Below are 17,773 nucleotides of genomic sequence, written 5' to 3'. Positions count from 1 at the left end.
GAGGATTGCCGTCATGCGCACACAGGTCGCCATCATCGGCGGCGGGCCGTCGGGCCTGCTGCTGGGCCAGCTTCTGCACCGCCACGGGATCGAGGCGGTGGTGCTGGAACGCAAGACGCGCGACTATGTGCTGGGCCGCATCCGGGCGGGCGTGCTGGAAACCGGCCTCGTCCATCTGATGGAGGAGGCGGGCGTCGCCGACCGCCTGCACCGCGAGGGGTTCGTCCACGACGGCACCCGCATCGCCTGGGACGGCGGCACGTTCCACATCGACTTCAAGGCGCTGACCGGGACGCCGGTGGTGGTCTATGGCCAGACCGAGGTGACGCGCGACCTTTACGACGCGCGCGCGGCGGCGGGCGCCCGCACCATCTTCGAGGTCGATGACGTGGTGATCCACGACGCGGACACCGACCGGCCGCATGTGACCTATGCCCGCGCCGGGCAAAGCCACCGCATCGACTGCGATTTCGTCGCGGGCTGCGACGGCTTTCACGGCGTCAGCCGCCAGACCATCCCGCTGGACGTGCGCCGCGAATACGAAAAGACCTATCCCTTCGGCTGGCTGGGCATCCTGTCGGAAACCCCGCCGGTGGACGACGAGCTGATCTACGCCAACTCGGGCCGCGGTTTCGCGCTGTGTTCGATGCGCAACGCCAATCTGTCGCGCTATTACATCCAGTGCGCGCTGTCGGATCACACCAGCGACTGGACCGACACGGCATTCTGGGACGAACTGCGCCGCCGCCTGCCGGGCGATGTGGCCGACCGTCTTGTCACCGGCCCGTCGATCGAGAAATCCATCGCGCCGCTGCGGTCCTTCGTGACCGAGCCGATGCGCTGGGGCCGGCTGTTCCTGTGCGGCGACGCCGCCCATATCGTGCCGCCGACCGGCGCCAAGGGGCTGAACACCGCCGCCAGCGACGTGCAGTATCTGTATCAGGGGCTGGTGCGGTATTACCGGGACAACGACAGCGAGGGCATCGACCGCTATTCCGAAAAGGCGCTGCTGCGCATCTGGAAGGCGGAACGGTTCAGCTGGTGGTTCAGCGGCTTGCTGCACCGCTATCCGCACATGTCGCCCTTTGATTTGAAGATGCAGCAGGCCGACATCTCGTTTTTGCGCGACAACGAGGCGCAGCAGCGCGCCTTTGCCGAAAACTATGTGGGGCTGCCTTACTGATGCGCGCGACCAGGGCAGACCGGGCGGACCTGCGCGTGGCGCCCACGGTGGCGTTCACGAACCCGTCCCTGCGGGCGTGGCAGCGGCCCTGCGCGGCAACGCCCGGCCATGATGCCGTCACCCCCGACCGTTCGATGAAGGAGACCGGCCATGCCTGACCGTTTCGACACCGGGATGCAGGTGCGCCGCAGCGTTCTGGGCGACGCCCATGTCGACCGCGCCGACGCGCAGGCCACCGAGTTCGACCGGCCGTTCCAGGATCTGATCACCCACGCCGCCTGGGGCACGGTCTGGGCCTCGGACGGGATCAGCCGGCGCGAACGATCCATGCTGACGCTGGCGCTGCTGGCGGCGATGGGCAACTGGGAGGAAATCCCCATGCACATCCGCGCCACCGCCCGCACCGGCGCAAGTCCCCGCGACGTGCTTGAGGCGTTCCAGCATGTCGCCATCTATTGCGGCGTTCCCAAGGCGAACCACGCCCTGAAGATCGCCAAGCAGACCTATGCCGAGATGCACGAGGAGGAGAGCCGATGATCCCCGCCGAATATTACCAGCGCGACCGGCGCATCCACCCGCCCGCGCTGACCCCGGACTACAAGACCTCGGTCGCGCGCAGCCCGCGGTTCAGCCTGATCAGCCTGCAGGGGTCGGCGTCGGAAACGACCGGGCCGACCTTTGGCCACGGCGACATCAGCCCGATCGACAACGACCTGATCAAGAACTATGCGCGGGACGGCGATCCGGTGGGCGAACGCATCATCGTCCACGGCCGGGTGCTGGACGAGAACGCGCGACCGGTGCCGAACACGCTGGTCGAGGTGTGGCAGGCGAACGCGGGCGGCCGCTATCGCCACAAGAAGGACAGCTATCTGGCGCCCATCGACCCGAACTTCGGCGGCTGCGGGCGGACGCTGACGGACGAGGACGGGCATTATTTCTTCCGCACGGTCAAGCCGGGCGCCTATCCGTGGCGGAACTGGGTCAACAACTGGCGGCCCGCGCATATCCACGTGTCGGTTTTCGGCCATGCCTTCTGCCAGCGGCTCATCACCCAGCTTTACTTCGAGGGCGACCCCCTGATCCCGATCTGCCCCATCGTCCACACCGTCCCGGACCCCGATGCCATCGACCGGCTGACCGCCAAGCTGGACATGAACGCCACGGTGCCGCTGGACAGCATCGCCTATCGCTTTGACATCGTGCTGCGCGGCCGCCGCTCGACGCTGTTCGAGAACCGGCTGGAGGGGAACTGATGAGCAACGTCGATGCACGGGCGAATGCCCCGCAGTATCTGAAGGAAACCTCGTCGCAGACGGCCGGGCCGTATGTCCACATCGGGCTGGCCCCCGGCGCGGCGGGCTTCACGATCTTCGACCGCGAACTCGGCTGGGACATCGCCGGGCCGAATGCGAAGGGAGAGCGCATCCGCGTCGAGGGCGTGGTGATCGACGGCACCGGCAGCCCGGTCAAGGACGTGCTGATCGAAATCTGGCAGGCCAATGCCGACGGCCTCTATGCCCGCCCCGACGCCGCCCGCCCGGTCGAGGACGGCTTTCGCGGCTGGGGCCGCGTCATCACCGATTTCGAGACCGGGGAATGGGGCTTCGATACCGTCAAGCCCGGCCCGGTGAACGCGCGGCGCAAGATGCAGTCGGGCGTCCACCAGCGGGTCAGGGAAACCCACCCCGACTGGCTGGGCCGCGAGGACGAGGCGCATGCGCCGATGGCGCCGCACCTGAACCTGTGGATCGTCGCCCGCGGCATCAACATCGGCCTGAACACCCGCATGTATTTCGAGGATGAGGCGCAGGCCAACGCCGCCGACCCGGTGCTGAACCTGATCGAATGGGAACGCCGCCGCGCCACGCTGATCGCCAGCCGCAGCGAACGCGACGGCAAGCCGGTCTATCGGTTCGAAATCCGTCTTCAGGGTGAAGACGAAACCGTCTTTTTCGACATCTGAGCGCCATGACCGCACAACCCTGCATCATCTGCGTCGCCATCACCGGCAGCCTGCCGACCAAGGCCGACAACCCCGCCGTTCCGATCACCGTCGCCGAACAGGTCGAATCGACGCATGAGGCGTTCGAGGCGGGCGCCACCATCGCCCACTGCCACGTCCGCGACGGCGAGGGGAAACCCTCGTCCGATCCCGACCGCTTTGCCGCGCTGAAGGAAGGGCTGGAAAAGCACTGCCCCGGCATGATCGTGCAGCTTTCGACCGGCGGGCGGTCGGGCGCCGGACAGGCGCGCGGCGGCATGCTGCCCCTGCGCCCCGACATGGCGTCGCTGTCGGTCGGGTCCAACAACTTTCCGACCCGCGTCTATGAGAACCCGCCCGATCTGGTGGACTGGCTGGCGTCAGAGATGCGCGAGCATGGCGTCAAGCCCGAGATCGAGGCCTTCGACCTGTCCCATATCCTGCAGGCGAAGAAGATGGCCGACGACGGGCGGCTTGCGGGCACCCCCTACGTCCAGTTCGTGATGGGCGTGAAGAACGCGATGCCCGCCGACCGGGATGTGTTCGACTATTACATCCACACCGTCCGGCGGCTGTTCGGGGACGACGCGCCCTGGTGCGCCGCCGGGATCGGGCCGAACCAGATCGTGCTGAACGAATGGGCGATCTCGTCGGGCGGCCACGCCCGCACGGGGCTGGAGGATAACGTGCGGCTGGACCGGGACACGCTGGCGCCGTCGAACGCGGCGCTGGTGAGCCGCGCAGTCGAGCTGTGCGCGAAGCATGAGCGTCCGGTGGCGGACTGGCGGCAGGCGCGCCAGATCCTCGGGCTGCGGATGCCGGCGTGATGCAGGCAGGCGGCATCCTCGGGCGGCTTTACGGCGACGACGGGATGGCGGCGATCCTGTCGGACCGCGCCGCCATCGCCGCCATGCTGCGGGCCGAGGTGGCGCTGGCCCGCGCGCAGGCCGGTCTGGGCGTGATCCCGGCCGATGCCGCGACCGCCATTTCCGCCGCCGCCGATACCCTCGACCTCGATCCGGCGGCGCTGGCGGGGGAGGTGGCCACGGCGGGCATCACCGCGCAGCCCGTCATCGCGGCGCTGAAGGCGGCGGCGGGCGACGCCGGCGGCTTTGCCCATTACGGCGCCACCTCGCAGGACATCGTGGACACGGGGCTGGCGCTGCAACTGGCGCAGGCGCTGGACCTGCTGGCCGCGCGGCTGTCGGCGCTGGACGACGCGCTGGGCCGCAAGGCCGCCGACCATGCCGATCTGCCGATCCCGGCGCGCACCCGCCACCAGATCGCCGCGCCCACCACGCTGGGGGCAAAGATCGCCGTCTGGCGCGGGATGCTGGACCGCAACCGCGAACGGCTGGACCAGCTGCGCCCGCGCGTGCTGCTGGTGTCGCTGCACGGCGCGGCGGGGACCGAGGCGGCCTTCGCGGGTCACGGCCCGGCCCTTGGCGCGGCGATGGCCGGGACGCTGGGGTTGGGCCAGCCCGACGGCCCGTGGCATGCGGCCCGCGACGGCATGGCGGAACTGGCGGGCTGGCTGTCGCTGGTCAGCGGCGCTGCGGGGAAGATGGGTCTTGATCTGGTCCAGTTGGGCCAGACCGAAATCGCCGAGGTTTCGGCCGGTGCCGCCGGCGGGTCATCGACCATGCCGCAAAAGGCCAACCCTGTCGCGGCCGAGGCGCTGGTCACACTCGCCCGGCTGAACGCGGGCGATCTGGCCGGGATGCATCAGGCGCTGATCCACGCCCAGGAACGCGACGGCATCGCGCTGGGGCTGGAATGGAACATTCTGCCCGCCATGCTGGAACGGACCGCCGCTGCGCTGCGGATCGCGAGCGGGCTGGCCGAAAGCCTTGCCCCGCAGCCCCGCCGCATCGACGCGACCTTTGCCGCCGACCGGGGCCGGATGGGGGCCGAGGCGGCGGGCTTTCTGCTGGCCGAAACGATGCCCCGGCCGGCGGCGCTGCGCGTTGTGGCCGAGGCGCTGGCGCTGGTGCGGGCGGACGCGGCCCCCACGCTGGCCGATGCGCTGGCAAGGCTGCGGCCGGACCGCGACTGGCACGGGGCGCTGGCCCCCGGCAAACTGACCGGCGCCGCGCCCGAACAGGCCCGCGCCCACGGAACACTGAAATCCAAACGGGAGGATACACCATGAAGACTTTCGCACTGTCGGCCCTCGCCACGCTGATGCTGTCGGGCGCGGCCTTTGCCGCCGATGTGACGCTGCGCGTCCACCACTTCCTGTCGGCCGACGCGCCGATCCAGACCGAGGTGCTGATCCCTTGGGAAAAGGCCGTCGAAGAGCAGTCGGGCGGCCGCATCGACGTGCAGATCTTCCCGTCGATGCAGCTTGGCGGCAAGCCGCCGCAGCTGTTCGACCAGGCCCGCGACGGGATCGTGGACATCTCGTGGACGCTGCTCGGCTATACGCCCGGCCGGTTCCCGGTGGCCGAGGTGTTCGAGCTGCCGTTCATGTCGGGCACGGCCGCCCAGACCACCGCCGCCCTGCAGGACTTTCAGGGCAAGTATCTGGCCGACGAGATGGCGCAGGTCAAACCGCTGATGCTGCACGCGCCCGCCGGCTACAAGTTCCACATGCGCACCGGCCCGATCACCTCGCTTGAGGATCTGGGGGGCAAGAAGATCCGCGCCCCGTCCCGCGCCATGACCGACGCGCTGAACGCGCTGGGCGCGACGGCGGTGGGCATGCCGGTGCCCGAGGTGGCGCAGGCGCTGACCACCGGCGTCATCGACGGCGCGCAGATCCCGTGGGAGGTCGTGGGTTCCCTGCGCGTCGAGGAAATCACCAACGCCCACACCGAGATCGGGGTCGAGAATGGCGGCATGTCCACCGCCGTCATGGCGCTGGTGATGAACCGCGCCAAATACGACGCCCTGCCCGACGACCTGAAAAAGGTCATCGACGACAACAGCGGGGCCACGCTTGCCGCGATGGCGGGCGAGGCGTTCGACCGCGTCGAGGGCACCGAGCGGCAGAAGTTCCTTGATGCCGGGGCGCAGATCAACGTGATCCCGGCCGATCAGGTCGGTGAATGGCGCACGCGCGTGCAGCCGGTCGTCGATGCCTGGGTCAAGGCGATGAACGACAAGGGCCTGGACGGGCAGGCGATGCTGGACGACGCGCGCGCCATGCTGGCCGCCGCCGGCGCGCAGTGACCGGGCGCGAGGCGGGGGCGATGGCCGGGGCCGATCTGCTGACCGAACATCCGCTGCCGGTTCCGGTGCCGGGGTGGCTGGTCACGCTGTGCCGGGGGTTCGCGGCCGTCGGCGGGGCGGCGTTGCTGGCGATGATGTTCATGACGGTGGCCAGCGTCACGCTGCGCACCGTCATGGGCGCGCCGATCCCCGGCGATTTCGAGATGGTCGAGATCCTGTCGGCCATCACCGTCTTCTGCTTTCTGCCCTGGTGCCAGGTCGTGGGCGGCAACGTTCTGGTGGATTTCTTCACCATGAAATCGGGGCCGCGCACGAACCACCTGCTCGAGGCCGTGGGCGACCTGGTCTATCTGGCGGTCGCGGTGCTGCTGACCTGGCGGCTGTGGCATGGCGCGGCCGAGTTCCGCAGCTATGGCGAAAGCTCGATGGTGCTGCGCATCCCGACCTGGTGGAGCTTTGTCATCATCATGCCGGCGATGGCGCTGCTGGTCGTGACCACGTTTTACACCCTGCGGGGGCATCTGAGAAAGGCGCGCGCATGACCGGGATTGCCGCCGGGCTGACGGGTTTCGCGGTGCTGCTGGCACTGATGGCGATCCGCATCCCCATCGCCGTCGCCATGCTGGCGACCGGCATCGCGGGATACGGGCTGGTCAGCGGCTGGATGCCGCTGATGGCCTTCCTGAAGACCAACACCTACTATCAGTTCTCGACCTATTCGCTGTCGGTGATCCCGCTGTTCGTGCTGATGGGCGAGTTCGCCACCCATGCCGGGATGAGCCGGGCGCTGTATCGCGCGGCGGCGGCGTTCATGGGCCATCTGCGCGGCGGGCTGGCGATGGCGTCCATCGGGGGCTGCGCGGCTTTCGGGGCGATCTGCGGGTCGTCGCTGGCGACGGCGGCGACGATGGGGCAGGTCGCCCTGCCGGAAATGCGGCGCTACAACTACTCGGGCGCGCTGGCGACGGGGTCGCTGGCGGCCGGGGGCACGCTGGGCATCCTGATCCCGCCATCGGTCATCCTGGTGCTTTACGCGCTGATGACGGAACAGAGCATCGCCAAGATGTTCGTCGCCGCCATGATCCCCGGCATCATCGCCGCCCTGGGCTATATGCTGGCGGTCGCGGTCTATGTGCGGCTGCGCCCCGAGGCGGGGCCGGCCGGGCCCGCCGCCACCCGGGCCGAGCGGATCGCCGCGATCAAGGAGACCTGGTCGATCATCCTGATCTTCGGCGTGGTCATCGTCGGCATGTATCGCGGCTGGTTCACGCCGACCGAGGGCGCGGCCGTCGGCGCCTTCGGCACCTTCGTGCTGGCCGTCCTGCACGGCGGGCTGCGGCTGCAGGGGCTGGTGGATTGCCTGCTGGGGACGGCCAAGACCTCGGCCATGATCTTCCTGATCATGCTGGGGGCCGAGATGTTCAACGCCTTCCTGTCGGCGACGCAGACGCCGATGCTGGCGTCGCAGATGATCGTCGAGGCCGGGCTGTCGCCGATGATGGTGCTGGCGGCGATCCTGCTGCTGTATCTGGCGATGGGGTGCGTCATGGATTCGATGTCCATGCTGCTGCTGACGATCCCGATCTTTTACCCGATCATCGCCGGTCTGGATTTCGGCATGAGCCGCGAGGACACGCTGATCTGGTTCGGCATCCTTGCCGTGGTCGTGGTCGAGGTCGGGCTGATCACCCCGCCGGTGGGCATGAACGTCTTTGTCATCAACGGCATGGCCCGCGACGTGCCGATGTGGGAAAGCTTCAAGGGGGTCATGCCGTTTCTGATCTCGGACCTGCTGCGGATCGTGCTGCTTGTCGCCTTTCCGGCGGTGACGCTGTGGCTGGTCCGGGCGTTTGGCTGACGGGACGCGGATCGAACGACGAAGGCCGCCGCACCCGCGAGAGTGCGGCGGCCTTGTCGTGTGGGTGGCAGCGGAGGGCGGCGCTCTGCCGTCGCCTGCCGCACGGAACGGCGGCGCCGGGCCGGCGTCCGCGTCCACCTGGCCCGGTGTGCCGACGCTGGTCGCCAGAAGGGACGCTGAGGCCGATGCTCCGGGTTTGCGTTCCGCTGTGCAACGGATGGTGCGGATTCGGGCGGAGGACGGAGATGGGGGGGACCGCGGCCCGGACCTCGCCCTGACGTTTCCCGGCGTTCAACCGATGATGCGGACGGGGACGCGAGCGCGGATGACGGGGGCGCGGTGGGACCACGGCCCGGACTCCGCCGCCCGGACCCCCGTCGGGCGGCGCTTAGCGCACCCGTGCAAGCGCCTCGGCCAGCAGGCGGCGCAGCGCGGCGTCGGTCTTGAACCCGGCATGCGCGGTCAGGGTGGCATTGGGCAGGGACAGCAGCCGGTCGCCTTGCGGCAGCGGTTCCTCGTCAAAGACGTCCAGCGCGGCGTGGCCGATGCGGCCGTCCGCCAGCGCCGCGACCAGCGCCCGCGTGTCGATGACCCCGGCGCGGGCCGTGTTGACGATCACGGCGTCCCGCCGCATCCGCCCCAGCGCGGCGGCGTCGATCAGCCCGGCGGTTTCCGGCGACAACGCCAGATGCAGGCTGACCACATCGGCGGCTTCCAGCAGTTCATCGAACGGCACCAACGGACACGGCGCATCGCCAAGGGGCGAGCGGTTCCAGCCGATCACCCGGAACCCCAGGGCTGCGGCCAGCCCGGCGGTGGCGCGGCCGATCCCGCCCATGCCGACGACGCCGAAGGTCAGCTCCTGGAACTCGCGCCCGGCCAGCGGTTCCCAGTGCCCCGCCCGGATGCTGCGGTCCATCGACGCGATCTGGCGCAGCGCGCCCAGCGCCAGCGCGATGGCGTGCTGGCCGACGGCCTGGTCGCCATAGCCGCGGATCGTCTCGACCGCGACGCCGCGCGCGTCCGCCGCCGCCATGTCGATATAGGATGACGCGCCGGTGCCCAGAAAGATGATCCGCCGCAACAGGGGCGCGGCGTCCAGATCGCCCGCGGTCATGTAGGTGTGCCCGTTCCAGACGATTCCGGCATCCGCGATCAGTTCGCGCAGCCTGGCCGGATCGGGGTCGCCCTCATGGACGACCATTCCGGCGGGGCGACCCAGATCCTGCAGCAGCCGGACGCTGTGCGGCGTCGCATCCAGATAGACAAGCTTGCCCATGCTCACTCCATCGGGTGGATGACGCGGTGCAGGAAGTCCTGGGTCCGGGGATGCCGGGGGTTGCGCAGCACCTCTTGCGGCGGCCCTTGTTCCACGATGGCGCCGCCTTCCAGGAACAGGACGCGGTCGGCGACGGCGCGGGCGAACTCCATCTCGTGCGTCACGACGACCATCGTCATGCCTTCGGCGGCGACGTCGCGCATCACGGCCAGCACCTCGCCCACCAGCTCGGGGTCCAGCGCCGAGGTCGGCTCGTCGAACAGGATCGCGCGGGGCCGCATCGCCAGCGCGCGGGCGATGGCCACGCGCTGCTGCTGGCCGCCCGACAGCTTGCCCGGATAGACGTCCAGCTTGGTCCCCAGCCCCACCTTGTCCAGCAGGGCCGCGGCCTCGTCGCGCGCCTGCGCGCGGGGGGTCTTCTTGACGAAGACCGGCCCCTCCATGACGTTTTCCAGCGCGGTCCGGTGCGGGAACAGGTTGAACCGCTGGAACACCATCGACACCTGCGTGCGGATGTCGGTGATGGAACGGTCGGCGGGATCGACCCTGGCGCCCTCGATCAGGATCGCGCCGCGCTGATAGGTTTCCAGCCCGTTGATGCAGCGCAGGATGGTGGATTTGCCCGAGCCGGACGGGCCGATGATGCAGACCACCTCGCCCTTCTGCACCTCGAACGAGACGCCCTTGATGACCTCCAGCGTGCCGAAGGATTTGTGGATGTCCTGGACCTGGATCATGCCTGCGAATACCTTTTCTCAAGGTGCCGGGTGAGGAAGGTCAGCGGCAGGCTGAGCGCGAGATAGATCACCGCCACCAGCGTGAAGACCGTCATGTTGTCGAAGGTCGAGGCCGCGATCAGCTGCCCCTGCCGCGTCAGTTCGGCGACCGTGATGGTCGAGACCAGCGACGAATCCTTGAGGATCATGATGATCGTGTTGCCGAAGGGCGGCAGCACGATGCGGATGGCCTGCGGCAGGATCACGCGCCGCATGACCAGCGCGTCGGTCATGCCGATCGAATGGGCGGCCTCGATCTGGCCCTTGTCGATGGCCTCGATCCCGGCGCGGAAGTTTTCCGCCTGATAGGCCGAATAGGCGATGCCCAGCCCGATGATCCCGGCCTGCATGGCGGTCAGGTTGATCCCGATCTCGGGCATGACGAAATAGATGTAGAACAGCTGCACGATGATCGGGATGCCGCGGATGATCGTGACGAACCCGCGGCTGATCGCGACCAGCACCGGGTTGCGGGTCCAGGCCATGACCGCCCAGACGAACCCCAGGGCCGTGCTGAGGATGACCGAGAAGAAGGTGACGACCAGCGTCAGCCACACCCCCTGCAACAGCAGCGGCAGATAATCGGCGGCGCGTTCCCAGAATCCCATCGGCGAATGTCCCGTTCAGTGCGCGGTCAGGCGGGGCGGCGACGATCCGCCGCCCCGGCGGGTGTTATTCGATGCCCCATTCGGCGATGATCTCGTCCAGCTTGCCGCTTTCCTTGATCTTGGCGATGCCCGCGTTCATCCGCGCCAGCAGCTCGGGTTCGTTCTGGCGCACGGCGATGGCGACGTTGCCGACGATGGTGCTTTTGTATTCCGGCACCAGCCGCACGTCGGCCGCGCCCTGCGTCAGCTGATAGGCGACGATGGGGCGGTCGCCGAAGCCCGCGTCGATCCGGCCCAGCGACACGTCGCGCATGATGTCGGCGATGGTGTCATAGACCCTGACCTCGCGCAGCTTGCCGCTGGCCTGCAGCGGCCCGACATAGGCGGTGCCGACCTGCGCGCCGACGACCTTGCCTTCCAGATCGTCCAGCGAGGCATAGGCGGTGGTGTCGTCCTTGGCGACGAACAGCCCCTCGCCATAGGAATAGACCGGGTCGGTGAAGGCGACGACCTTGGCGCGTTCCTCGGTCGCATACATGGCGGCGGCGATCACGTCGATCTTGCCCGAGGTCAGCGACGGGATCAGCGCGCTCCACTGCGTCGCCTCGACGACGGGGGTAAAGCCTTCCTGCTCGCCGATGGCGTTGATGATGTCGACCATCACCCCGTCGATCTGGTTGGTCTTGACGTCCAGGAAGGTGAACGGCACCCCCGATGGCGTCGAGCCGACCTTGAAACTGTCCTGCGCCAGGGCTTGCCCCGAAAGGGCAACGCTGGCCGCCAGCGCCAGCACGGCACCGCGCATCGTCCGAGTCATCTTGTTCATTCCTACCCTCCCAAGCGGTGGCGGGATTAATCGCCATTGAAACTTCGTCCCGGTTGTTTCAGTCTGACGAAACAAGCACCGGGTTGTCAACGCATGTTCCCGACCACCAGCCTTTCCCCCCCCGACCTGCCGGCCGAGGCCGCCGATCGCGACGACCTGGGCGCGCGGCTGCGGCTGCGGCGCAAGGTCCGCGGCCTGTCGCTGAAAGAGGTCGCGCGCCGGGCCGACGTGTCCATCGGGCTGGTCAGCCAGGTCGAACGCGGGCTGACCATGCCGTCGGTCCGGTCGCTGGGGGCGATCTGCGGCGCGCTGGAAATGCCGGTCGGCTGGCTGTTCGACACGGCCGATGCGGGCGGGGCCGACGACCTTGTGGTGCGGCGGCATCAGCGGCGGGTGCTGGACCTTGGCGCCAAGGGCATGGTCAAGGAGCTGATGACGCCCGACAGCTGCCCCGGCATCCAGATGATGCGGCTGGTGATCCGGCCCGGCGGCTCGACCGGCGACACGCCCTATAACCACCCGACCGGTTCGAAATGCGGCACCGTGCTGTCGGGCCGGCTGATGCTTGAGGTGGACGGCGAGGTCCGCCGCCTGAACACCGGGGACAGCTTCGCCTTCGAGGCGACGCGGATGATCCGGTTCTGGTGCGAGGGCAGCGAGGCCGCCGAAGTCTTGTGGATCGTGACACCCGCCGTCTACTGAAAGGGACGCCAGAGATGATCGAGAACGAAGAGGACGTGATCGCCAACTCGCTGTGGACGGCGACGGCGAATCCCGCGCCCGACTGCCCGCCGCTGCGGGGCCGCGCGGATTGCGACGTGGCGGTGATCGGGGCGGGCTATACGGGCCTCTCCGCCGCGCTGCATCTGGCCGAGCGCGGGCAGCGCGTCATCGTTCTGGACACCCACTCGCCCGGATGGGGGGCGTCGGGGCGGAACGGCGGGCAGGTCAACCCCGGCCTCAAGGAAGACCCCGACACCATCGAGGCGCAGTTCGGCCCCCGCGTCGGCGGCCGGATGGTCGCCCTGTCGGGGGGCGCGGGGCAGTTCGTCTTTGATCTGGTGGCGCGGCTGGGGATCGACTGCGACGCCCGCCAGACCGGCTGGATCCAGCCGGTCCACAACGACGCGGCCGACGCGGTGGTCCGTCGCCGGGTCGAACAGTGGACCCGGCGCGGCGCGCCGCTGCGGATGCTGGACCGGGACACGACGGCGGCGCTGCTGGGAACGGACCTGTATCGCGGGGCGATGATCGACGAACGCGGCGGCAATCTGCATCCGCTGAATTATGCGCTGGGGCTGGCCCATGCGGCGATCCGGGCGGGCGCGACCGTCCACGGCGGCAGCCGCGTGACCGCGCACGAGACGCAGGGGGCGGGGCACCTGCTGCGCACCCCGGCCGGCGAGGTGCGGGCGCGCAAGGTGCTGGTCTGCACGAACGGCTATACCTCGGCCGTCGTGCCGCCGATGGAGCGCACCGTGGTGCCGATCCGCTCGGTCCAGGTCGCGACCGGCATCCTGCCGCCCGAGATCGCCGGGCGCATCCTGCCGCAGGGCCATTCGGCCTCGGACGCGCGCCGGCTGCTGGTGTATTTCCGCAAGGACGCGGCGGGACGGTTCGTCATGGGCGGGCGCGGCAACTATTCGGCCGGGGCCACCAGCCGCCAGATGCAGGTGCTGCGCGACGCCTCGGTCAAGCTGTATCCCGAACTGCGGGACATTCCCTGGCGCTATGCCTGGGGCGGCTATGTCGCCATGACGGCGGACCACTATCCGCACCTCAGCCTGGTCGCGCCGGGCGTGATGGCGGCGATGGGCTATAACGGGCGCGGCGTCGCGGTCGCCTCGGCGATGGGCAAGGTTCTGGCCGACTGGGCAACCGACACGCCCGCGGACGAACTGGACTATCCCGTGACGCCGCCGCGCCCGATCCCGTTCCACTTCATGCGAAAGCCCGCGGTGATCGCGACCGTGGCGTGGTCGCGTCTGCAGGATCGTCTGGGGCGCTAGGGAAGGCAGGCGGGCGGCGGCAAGGGCGGGCGGCGGAAACGCTTGGCAGAAGGTCTCCCGCCCCGCTCAGATCGCGGTCGAGGGTCGCTGCCGAAAGCGCCCGAACCTGCCCCAGCGAAAGGCCGACAGATCGTGCCGCGGCGCCCGCCCCATCGCCAGGTCGGCCAGCGGTCCGGCGACGCCGGGACCGATGCCGAAGCCGTGGCCGCTCATCCCCGTGGCGACGATCAGGCCGGGGATCGGCGCATGGTCGATCACCGGCAGCGAATCCGGGGTGACGTCGATCATGCCCGCCCATGTCCGACCGATCGGCGGCAGGCCGATGTCGGGGAAGGCGTCGGCGAAACATCGCCTGATCCCGTCCAGCGCGCGCCGGTCGGGTTGCGGGTCGAGGATGCGGCAGGTCTCGAACGGGGTGGCGGACGAAAGGCGCCAGCGCCGCGGGGTGCGCCATGCGTCGGGGAAGCCCTTGGGCGCGGCCATGCGGAACCGGGTGCTGGCGGGGTCGGCCAGGAACTGCGGCAGGAACGGCAGCAGGTGCCGGAAGGCGGCCGGTCCGATGTGAAACTCGTGCCGCGACCAGGGGGTCAGCGTATAGCCGCCGTCGCCGCGCCTGCGGATGGCGAAACGGTCGTCGGCGGCAGCACCCGGCAGCAGCTCGGGCAGCGGCCCGGTGACGCTGACGCTGGAGGTCACGGCAAGCTGCGGCAGGGACAGCCCATGCGCACGCAGGAACAGCGCCGACCATGCGCCTGCGGCGAGGATGACGCGGGTGCAGCGCACCGGCCCGGCCTCGGTCTCGACCCCGGCGACCTGTCCCGCCGACAGGTGCAGGCCGCGCACCGCGCACCCCTCGCGGATCGTGACGCCATCGGCCGCGGCGGCGCGGGCCAGCGCGGGGACGGCGGCCAGCGGCTCGGCCTGCCCGTCGGACGGCGTGTGCAGCGCACCGATCCAGCCGGCGGCGTTCGGCAGCATCGTTTCCGTCTGCCGGCGCGACAGCAGCACCGTGTCGACGCCGTGGGGCCGGGCGCCGTCCAGCCAGCGTTGATAGGCGGCAAGCTGCGCCTCGGTCCGCGCCAGATAGGTGATGCCGGTCTGCCGGAACCCCGCCGCCTGACGCAGCCCCGGCGGCAGGTCGCGCCACAGCCGCAACGCGTCGATCATCATCGGCAGCTCGGCCAGATCGCGGCCCTGCTGGCGCACCCAGCCCCAGTTGCGGCCCGACTGCTCGCCCGCCATGCGGCCCTTTTCGCATAACAACACCCGCTGGCTTTCGCGCGCCAGCGCCCAGGCCGCCATCAGCCCGATGATGCCGCCGCCGATGACTGTGACGTCCACCGCGTCGGGCAGGGGGCCGTGGTGTTCGCGGGGCGCGGCCAGCGTGATCGGAAAGCCGGTCATCGGAACCTGCCGATGCCGTAGGGGGCGGGGTCCACGCGCGGCGGCCGGCCTGCGACGGCGTCGGCGACCATCAGCGCCGTGATCGCCGCCAGCGTGAGGCCCAGATGGCCGTGGCCGAAGGCGTGGACCACCCGCGCCCCCTGCGGCGAGACCCCGATCACCGGCAGCGAATCGGGGGTTGACGGCCTGAACCCCATCCATTCGCTGGCCACCGGCTGACCCCTCAGCCCCGGCACCGCGCGTTGCGCCGCCGGCACCAGCGCCCGGATGCGGCGGAAATCGGGCGGTGCGGTCAGCCCGGCCAGTTCGTCGCCGCTGACCAGCCGCAAGCCGCCCCGCATCGGCGACAGCACCATCCCCAGGGCGGGCAGCCCGACCGGACGCCGCAGCAGCCCGGCGGTCTGCGGGCCGAAGCCGATGTGATAGCCGCGCTCGGTATCCAGGCTCACGCGGTCGCCCAACTGCCGGGCCAGCCTGGCCGACCACGCCCCCGCCGCGATCACCAGCCGGTCGAAGTCCTGTGGCCCGTCGTCGGCATGGACCGTCACGCCATCCGGGCGGCGGGCGACGCCGCGCACCCGCTGGCGCAGATGCCGCGCGCCGCGCGCGCAGGCCGCATCGGCATGGGACTGCGCCAGCCCGCGCGGATCGCGCACGAAACCGCTTTCCGGCTGGTGCAGCCCGATCGGCGCCAGATCGGGGTTCAGGCCCGGCTCCAGCGCCATCACCCCGTCCCGGTCCAGCACCTGATAACGGACGCCGCAGCGGTCCATCAGGGCGCGGTCGGGGGCGGTGGCCGCGAACTCGGCGTCGGACGCATAGACCTTCAGCCAGCCCTCGTCGGTGATCATGCCGGCCGCATTCGCCAGCGCGGCCAGATGCCGGTGCGCGGCAAGGCTGGCGTCCACCAGCGGCCACAGCGCGGCGGCAATCCGCGCGACCTCGGCCGGGCGGCCCGCGCGGATGAACCGCCACAGCCAAGGCAGCGCGCGGGACGCATGGCGCAGCCGCAGCACGGCGGGGCCGTTGCGGTCCAGCACGTAAGCAGGCAGCGCCCGCAGCACCTGCGGCGTCGCGGTCGGCACCACCGCCCCGGTCACGATCCCGCCCGCGTTCCCCGACGAGGTGCCCGCGCCCGGCGGATCGGGGTCATAGATCGTGACCCGGTGCCCGTCCGCCGCCAGCGCCAGCGCGCAGGCCGACCCGACAAGGCCCGCGCCGATCACGGCGATGTCCTGCGGCGCGGCGGGGTTCATCATCGGGATCAGTGCTGCAGGATCTTGCCGAGGAAATCGCGCGTCCGTGCGTGGGCCGGTGCGGTGAAAAACATTTCCGGCGGCGCGGTCTCCACGATGGCGCCGCGGTCCATGAAGATCACCCGGTCGGCGACCTTGCGGGCGAACCCCATCTCGTGCGTCACCACCATCATCGTCATCCCCTCGCGCGCAAGGCTGACCATCACGTCCAGCACCTCGTTGATCATCTCGGGGTCCAGCGCGCTGGTCGGCTCGTCGAACAGCATGATCTTGGGCTGCATGCACAGCGACCGCGCGATCGCCACGCGCTGCTGCTGGCCGCCCGAAAGCTGGTGCGGATAGCTGCCCATCTTGTCGCCGAGGCCGACCTTTTCCAGCAGCGCCCGGCCCCTTTCCTCGGCCTGCGCGCGGCCCAGCCGCCGCACATGGATCGGCGCCAGCGTCACGTTTTCCAGCGCCGTCTTGTGGGGATAAAGGTTGAAGCTCTGGAAGACGAAGCCGACCTCCATCCGCAGCGCGCGCAACGCCTTGCGGTTGGCCAGATCGGCGCCATCGACGATCAGCCTGCCGGACTGGAACGGCTCCAGCCCGTTGATGCAGCGGATCAGCGTGCTTTTCCCCGACCCCGACGGGCCGCAGACCACCACGACCTCGCCCTTGGCCACGGTCAGGCTGATGTCCTGCAGGACATGCAGCGGGCCGAACCATTTGTTGACGCCAGAGAAATCGATCATGCGTGCGGGTGTCCCAAAGTCACAGGAAGGCGGCCTGGCTGCGGCGTTCCAACCGGCGCGACAGCCAGATCAGCGGATAGCAGATGATGAAATAGCCGATCCCGATGATGCCGAAGACCAGCAACCCGTTCGGCACCGACTGCACGATCAGCCAGCCCGCGCGTGTCAGGTCCAGCAGCCCGATGGCCGAGACGACGGACGAATCCTTGATCAGCAGCACGAACTGGCCGACCAGCGAGGGCGTTATGATGCGCACCGCCTGCGGCATCACCACCAGCCGCATCTGCTGGGCGCGGGTCATGCCCGACGCCAGCGCGGCCTCGCGCTGGCCGGCGGGCACCGCCTTCAGCCCCGCCGCGACGATCTCGCCGATGAAACACGCGGCCATGTTCGACAGCGCGACGACGCCCGCGGCAAATGCCGAAAGCTCGATCCCGATCACCGGCAGGATGAAGAAGACGATGAACACCTGCACCAGGAACGGCGTCGCGCGGAACAGGTCGATGTAAAGGCCAAGGGCCCGCGACAGCCAGCGGTTGCGGCCGGCGCGGATGATGCCGAAGGCAAAGCCGATGGCCACGCCGATCACCAGCGACAGCAGCGACAGGCCGATGGTCATCCCCAGACCCTTCAGCAGGACCGGCCAGTAACCCAGGACGCGTTCGAGATAGAACCAGAACAT

At 69.6% G+C, this 17,773-nt stretch carries 20 protein-coding genes; 12 read left to right on the top strand and 8 right to left on the bottom strand.

The window, feature by feature from the left end; all coding sequences use genetic code 11:
- Positions 1 to 13 precede the first annotated feature (13 nt).
- Genes pobA through EPA64_RS06335 form a run of 10 tightly spaced genes read left to right on the top strand, consistent with a single transcriptional unit; the run spans position 14 to position 8,199 of the window.
- On the top strand, positions 14 to 1,183 hold the full coding sequence (pobA, locus tag EPA64_RS06375) for a 4-hydroxybenzoate 3-monooxygenase (protein ID WP_134725391.1): 1,170 nt from the start codon (positions 14 to 16) through the stop codon (positions 1,181 to 1,183).
- Positions 1,183 to 1,341 (top strand): hypothetical protein, encoded by a 159-nt coding sequence (locus EPA64_RS16255; protein WP_167626599.1) that lies wholly within the window; start codon positions 1,183 to 1,185, stop codon positions 1,339 to 1,341. The genes pobA and EPA64_RS16255 overlap by 1 nt, the downstream gene beginning before the upstream one ends.
- Complete coding sequence (gene pcaC, locus EPA64_RS06370; RefSeq protein WP_134725390.1) at positions 1,334 to 1,720, top strand: 4-carboxymuconolactone decarboxylase; 387 nt, start codon at positions 1,334 to 1,336, stop codon at positions 1,718 to 1,720. Before EPA64_RS16255 ends, pcaC begins: the two co-directional genes overlap by 8 nt.
- Complete coding sequence (gene pcaH, locus EPA64_RS06365; protein WP_134725389.1) at positions 1,717 to 2,439, top strand: protocatechuate 3,4-dioxygenase subunit beta; 723 nt, start codon at positions 1,717 to 1,719, stop codon at positions 2,437 to 2,439. Before pcaC ends, pcaH begins: the two co-directional genes overlap by 4 nt.
- Positions 2,439 to 3,149 (top strand): protocatechuate 3,4-dioxygenase subunit alpha, encoded by a 711-nt coding sequence (locus EPA64_RS06360; RefSeq protein ID WP_134725388.1) that lies wholly within the window; start codon positions 2,439 to 2,441, stop codon positions 3,147 to 3,149. Before pcaH ends, EPA64_RS06360 begins: the two co-directional genes overlap by 1 nt.
- Positions 3,150 to 3,154: 5 nt before the next feature.
- Entirely contained in the window at positions 3,155 to 3,994 is an 840-nt protein-coding gene (locus tag EPA64_RS06355; protein WP_134725387.1) for a 3-oxoadipate:acetyl-CoA acetyltransferase, read from the top strand.
- Entirely contained in the window at positions 3,994 to 5,319 is a 1,326-nt protein-coding gene (locus tag EPA64_RS06350; protein ID WP_246026651.1) for a lyase family protein, read from the top strand. Before EPA64_RS06355 ends, EPA64_RS06350 begins: the two co-directional genes overlap by 1 nt.
- Positions 5,316 to 6,341 (top strand): TRAP transporter substrate-binding protein, encoded by a 1,026-nt coding sequence (locus tag EPA64_RS06345; RefSeq protein WP_134725385.1) that lies wholly within the window; start codon positions 5,316 to 5,318, stop codon positions 6,339 to 6,341. The genes EPA64_RS06350 and EPA64_RS06345 overlap by 4 nt, the downstream gene beginning before the upstream one ends.
- A gap of 20 nt (positions 6,342 to 6,361) precedes the next feature.
- Entirely contained in the window at positions 6,362 to 6,883 is a 522-nt protein-coding gene (locus EPA64_RS06340; RefSeq protein WP_134725384.1) for a TRAP transporter small permease, read from the top strand.
- Positions 6,880 to 8,199 carry a TRAP transporter large permease gene (locus EPA64_RS06335; RefSeq protein ID WP_134725383.1) on the top strand — a complete coding sequence of 440 codons (1,320 nt, stop codon included), beginning with the start codon at positions 6,880 to 6,882 and terminating at the stop codon, positions 8,197 to 8,199. The genes EPA64_RS06340 and EPA64_RS06335 overlap by 4 nt, the downstream gene beginning before the upstream one ends.
- Positions 8,200 to 8,587: 388 nt before the next feature.
- Here the strand turns inward: EPA64_RS06335 and EPA64_RS06330 are convergent, their stop codons facing one another.
- The 4 genes from EPA64_RS06330 to EPA64_RS06315 form a co-directional block, all read right to left on the bottom strand.
- Positions 8,588 to 9,478 carry a 2-hydroxyacid dehydrogenase gene (locus EPA64_RS06330; protein WP_134725382.1) on the bottom strand — a complete coding sequence of 297 codons (891 nt, stop codon included), beginning with the start codon at positions 9,476 to 9,478 and terminating at the stop codon, positions 8,588 to 8,590.
- A gap of 2 nt (positions 9,479 to 9,480) precedes the next feature.
- Entirely contained in the window at positions 9,481 to 10,215 is a 735-nt protein-coding gene (locus EPA64_RS06325; protein ID WP_134725381.1) for an amino acid ABC transporter ATP-binding protein, read from the bottom strand.
- Positions 10,212 to 10,862, bottom strand: coding sequence for an amino acid ABC transporter permease (locus EPA64_RS06320; RefSeq protein ID WP_134725380.1), 651 nt, complete (start codon positions 10,860 to 10,862; stop codon positions 10,212 to 10,214). Before EPA64_RS06320 ends, EPA64_RS06325 begins: the two co-directional genes overlap by 4 nt.
- A 64-nt stretch (positions 10,863 to 10,926) precedes the next feature.
- Complete coding sequence (locus tag EPA64_RS06315; RefSeq protein WP_134725379.1) at positions 10,927 to 11,688, bottom strand: ABC transporter substrate-binding protein; 762 nt, start codon at positions 11,686 to 11,688, stop codon at positions 10,927 to 10,929.
- 93 nt (positions 11,689 to 11,781) lie between these two features.
- Between EPA64_RS06315 and EPA64_RS06310 the strand changes: the two genes are divergently transcribed.
- Together EPA64_RS06310 and EPA64_RS06305 are read left to right on the top strand one after the other, a co-directional pair.
- Positions 11,782 to 12,390 carry a helix-turn-helix domain-containing protein gene (locus EPA64_RS06310; RefSeq protein ID WP_134725378.1) on the top strand — a complete coding sequence of 203 codons (609 nt, stop codon included), beginning with the start codon at positions 11,782 to 11,784 and terminating at the stop codon, positions 12,388 to 12,390.
- A gap of 14 nt (positions 12,391 to 12,404) precedes the next feature.
- Positions 12,405 to 13,697, top strand: coding sequence for an NAD(P)/FAD-dependent oxidoreductase (locus EPA64_RS06305; protein ID WP_134725377.1), 1,293 nt, complete (start codon positions 12,405 to 12,407; stop codon positions 13,695 to 13,697).
- Positions 13,698 to 13,763: 66 nt separating this feature from the next.
- Here the strand turns inward: EPA64_RS06305 and EPA64_RS06300 are convergent, their stop codons facing one another.
- Genes EPA64_RS06300 through EPA64_RS06285 form a run of 4 tightly spaced genes read right to left on the bottom strand, consistent with a single transcriptional unit; the run spans position 13,764 to position 17,773 of the window.
- Positions 13,764 to 15,101 carry an NAD(P)/FAD-dependent oxidoreductase gene (locus tag EPA64_RS06300; RefSeq protein WP_134725376.1) on the bottom strand — a complete coding sequence of 446 codons (1,338 nt, stop codon included), beginning with the start codon at positions 15,099 to 15,101 and terminating at the stop codon, positions 13,764 to 13,766.
- On the bottom strand, positions 15,098 to 16,360 hold the full coding sequence (locus EPA64_RS06295) for an NAD(P)/FAD-dependent oxidoreductase (RefSeq protein WP_134725375.1): 1,263 nt from the start codon (positions 16,358 to 16,360) through the stop codon (positions 15,098 to 15,100). Before EPA64_RS06295 ends, EPA64_RS06300 begins: the two co-directional genes overlap by 4 nt.
- 5 nt (positions 16,361 to 16,365) lie before the next feature.
- A complete protein-coding gene (locus tag EPA64_RS06290) occupies positions 16,366 to 17,091 on the bottom strand; it encodes an amino acid ABC transporter ATP-binding protein (protein ID WP_134725374.1) in 726 nt (241 codons plus the stop codon).
- A gap of 19 nt (positions 17,092 to 17,110) precedes the next feature.
- Positions 17,111 to 17,773 (bottom strand): amino acid ABC transporter permease, encoded by a 663-nt coding sequence (locus EPA64_RS06285; protein ID WP_134725373.1) that lies wholly within the window; start codon positions 17,771 to 17,773, stop codon positions 17,111 to 17,113.

It is taken from the genome of Paracoccus luteus (assembly GCF_004522155.1).
Lineage (GTDB): Bacteria > Pseudomonadota > Alphaproteobacteria > Rhodobacterales > Rhodobacteraceae > Paracoccus > Paracoccus luteus.
The sequence above is the reverse complement of the archived record's forward strand: the minus strand, read 5'-3'. Positions and strand labels throughout refer to the sequence as shown.

Excerpts from the sequence above, each read along its gene's own strand:
- EPA64_RS06315 (WP_134725379.1), bottom strand. The coding sequence starts at position 11,688 with ATGAACAAGATGACTCGGACGATGCGCGGTGCCGTGCTGGCGCTGGCG.
- EPA64_RS06355 (WP_134725387.1), top strand. The coding sequence starts at position 3,155 with ATGACCGCACAACCCTGCATCATCTGCGTCGCCATCACCGGCAGCCTG.
- EPA64_RS06300 (WP_134725376.1), bottom strand. The coding sequence starts at position 15,101 with ATGACCGGCTTTCCGATCACGCTGGCCGCGCCCCGCGAACACCACGGC.
- EPA64_RS06295 (WP_134725375.1), bottom strand. The coding sequence starts at position 16,360 with ATGATGAACCCCGCCGCGCCGCAGGACATCGCCGTGATCGGCGCGGGC.
- EPA64_RS06320 (WP_134725380.1), bottom strand. The coding sequence starts at position 10,862 with ATGGGATTCTGGGAACGCGCCGCCGATTATCTGCCGCTGCTGTTGCAG.
- EPA64_RS06330 (WP_134725382.1), bottom strand. The coding sequence starts at position 9,478 with ATGGGCAAGCTTGTCTATCTGGATGCGACGCCGCACAGCGTCCGGCTG.
- EPA64_RS06350 (WP_246026651.1), top strand. The coding sequence starts at position 3,994 with ATGCAGGCAGGCGGCATCCTCGGGCGGCTTTACGGCGACGACGGGATG.
- EPA64_RS06290 (WP_134725374.1), bottom strand. The coding sequence starts at position 17,091 with ATGATCGATTTCTCTGGCGTCAACAAATGGTTCGGCCCGCTGCATGTC.
- EPA64_RS16255 (WP_167626599.1), top strand. The coding sequence starts at position 1,183 with ATGCGCGCGACCAGGGCAGACCGGGCGGACCTGCGCGTGGCGCCCACG.
- EPA64_RS06325 (WP_134725381.1), bottom strand. The coding sequence starts at position 10,215 with ATGATCCAGGTCCAGGACATCCACAAATCCTTCGGCACGCTGGAGGTC.
- EPA64_RS06335 (WP_134725383.1), top strand. The coding sequence starts at position 6,880 with ATGACCGGGATTGCCGCCGGGCTGACGGGTTTCGCGGTGCTGCTGGCA.
- pcaH (WP_134725389.1), top strand. The coding sequence starts at position 1,717 with ATGATCCCCGCCGAATATTACCAGCGCGACCGGCGCATCCACCCGCCC.
- EPA64_RS06310 (WP_134725378.1), top strand. The coding sequence starts at position 11,782 with ATGTTCCCGACCACCAGCCTTTCCCCCCCCGACCTGCCGGCCGAGGCC.
- EPA64_RS06340 (WP_134725384.1), top strand. The coding sequence starts at position 6,362 with ATGGCCGGGGCCGATCTGCTGACCGAACATCCGCTGCCGGTTCCGGTG.
- EPA64_RS06305 (WP_134725377.1), top strand. The coding sequence starts at position 12,405 with ATGATCGAGAACGAAGAGGACGTGATCGCCAACTCGCTGTGGACGGCG.
- EPA64_RS06345 (WP_134725385.1), top strand. The coding sequence starts at position 5,316 with ATGAAGACTTTCGCACTGTCGGCCCTCGCCACGCTGATGCTGTCGGGC.
- pobA (WP_134725391.1), top strand. The coding sequence starts at position 14 with ATGCGCACACAGGTCGCCATCATCGGCGGCGGGCCGTCGGGCCTGCTG.
- EPA64_RS06285 (WP_134725373.1), bottom strand. The coding sequence starts at position 17,773 with ATGTTCTGGTTCTATCTCGAACGCGTCCTGGGTTACTGGCCGGTCCTG.
- pcaC (WP_134725390.1), top strand. The coding sequence starts at position 1,334 with ATGCCTGACCGTTTCGACACCGGGATGCAGGTGCGCCGCAGCGTTCTG.
- EPA64_RS06360 (WP_134725388.1), top strand. The coding sequence starts at position 2,439 with ATGAGCAACGTCGATGCACGGGCGAATGCCCCGCAGTATCTGAAGGAA.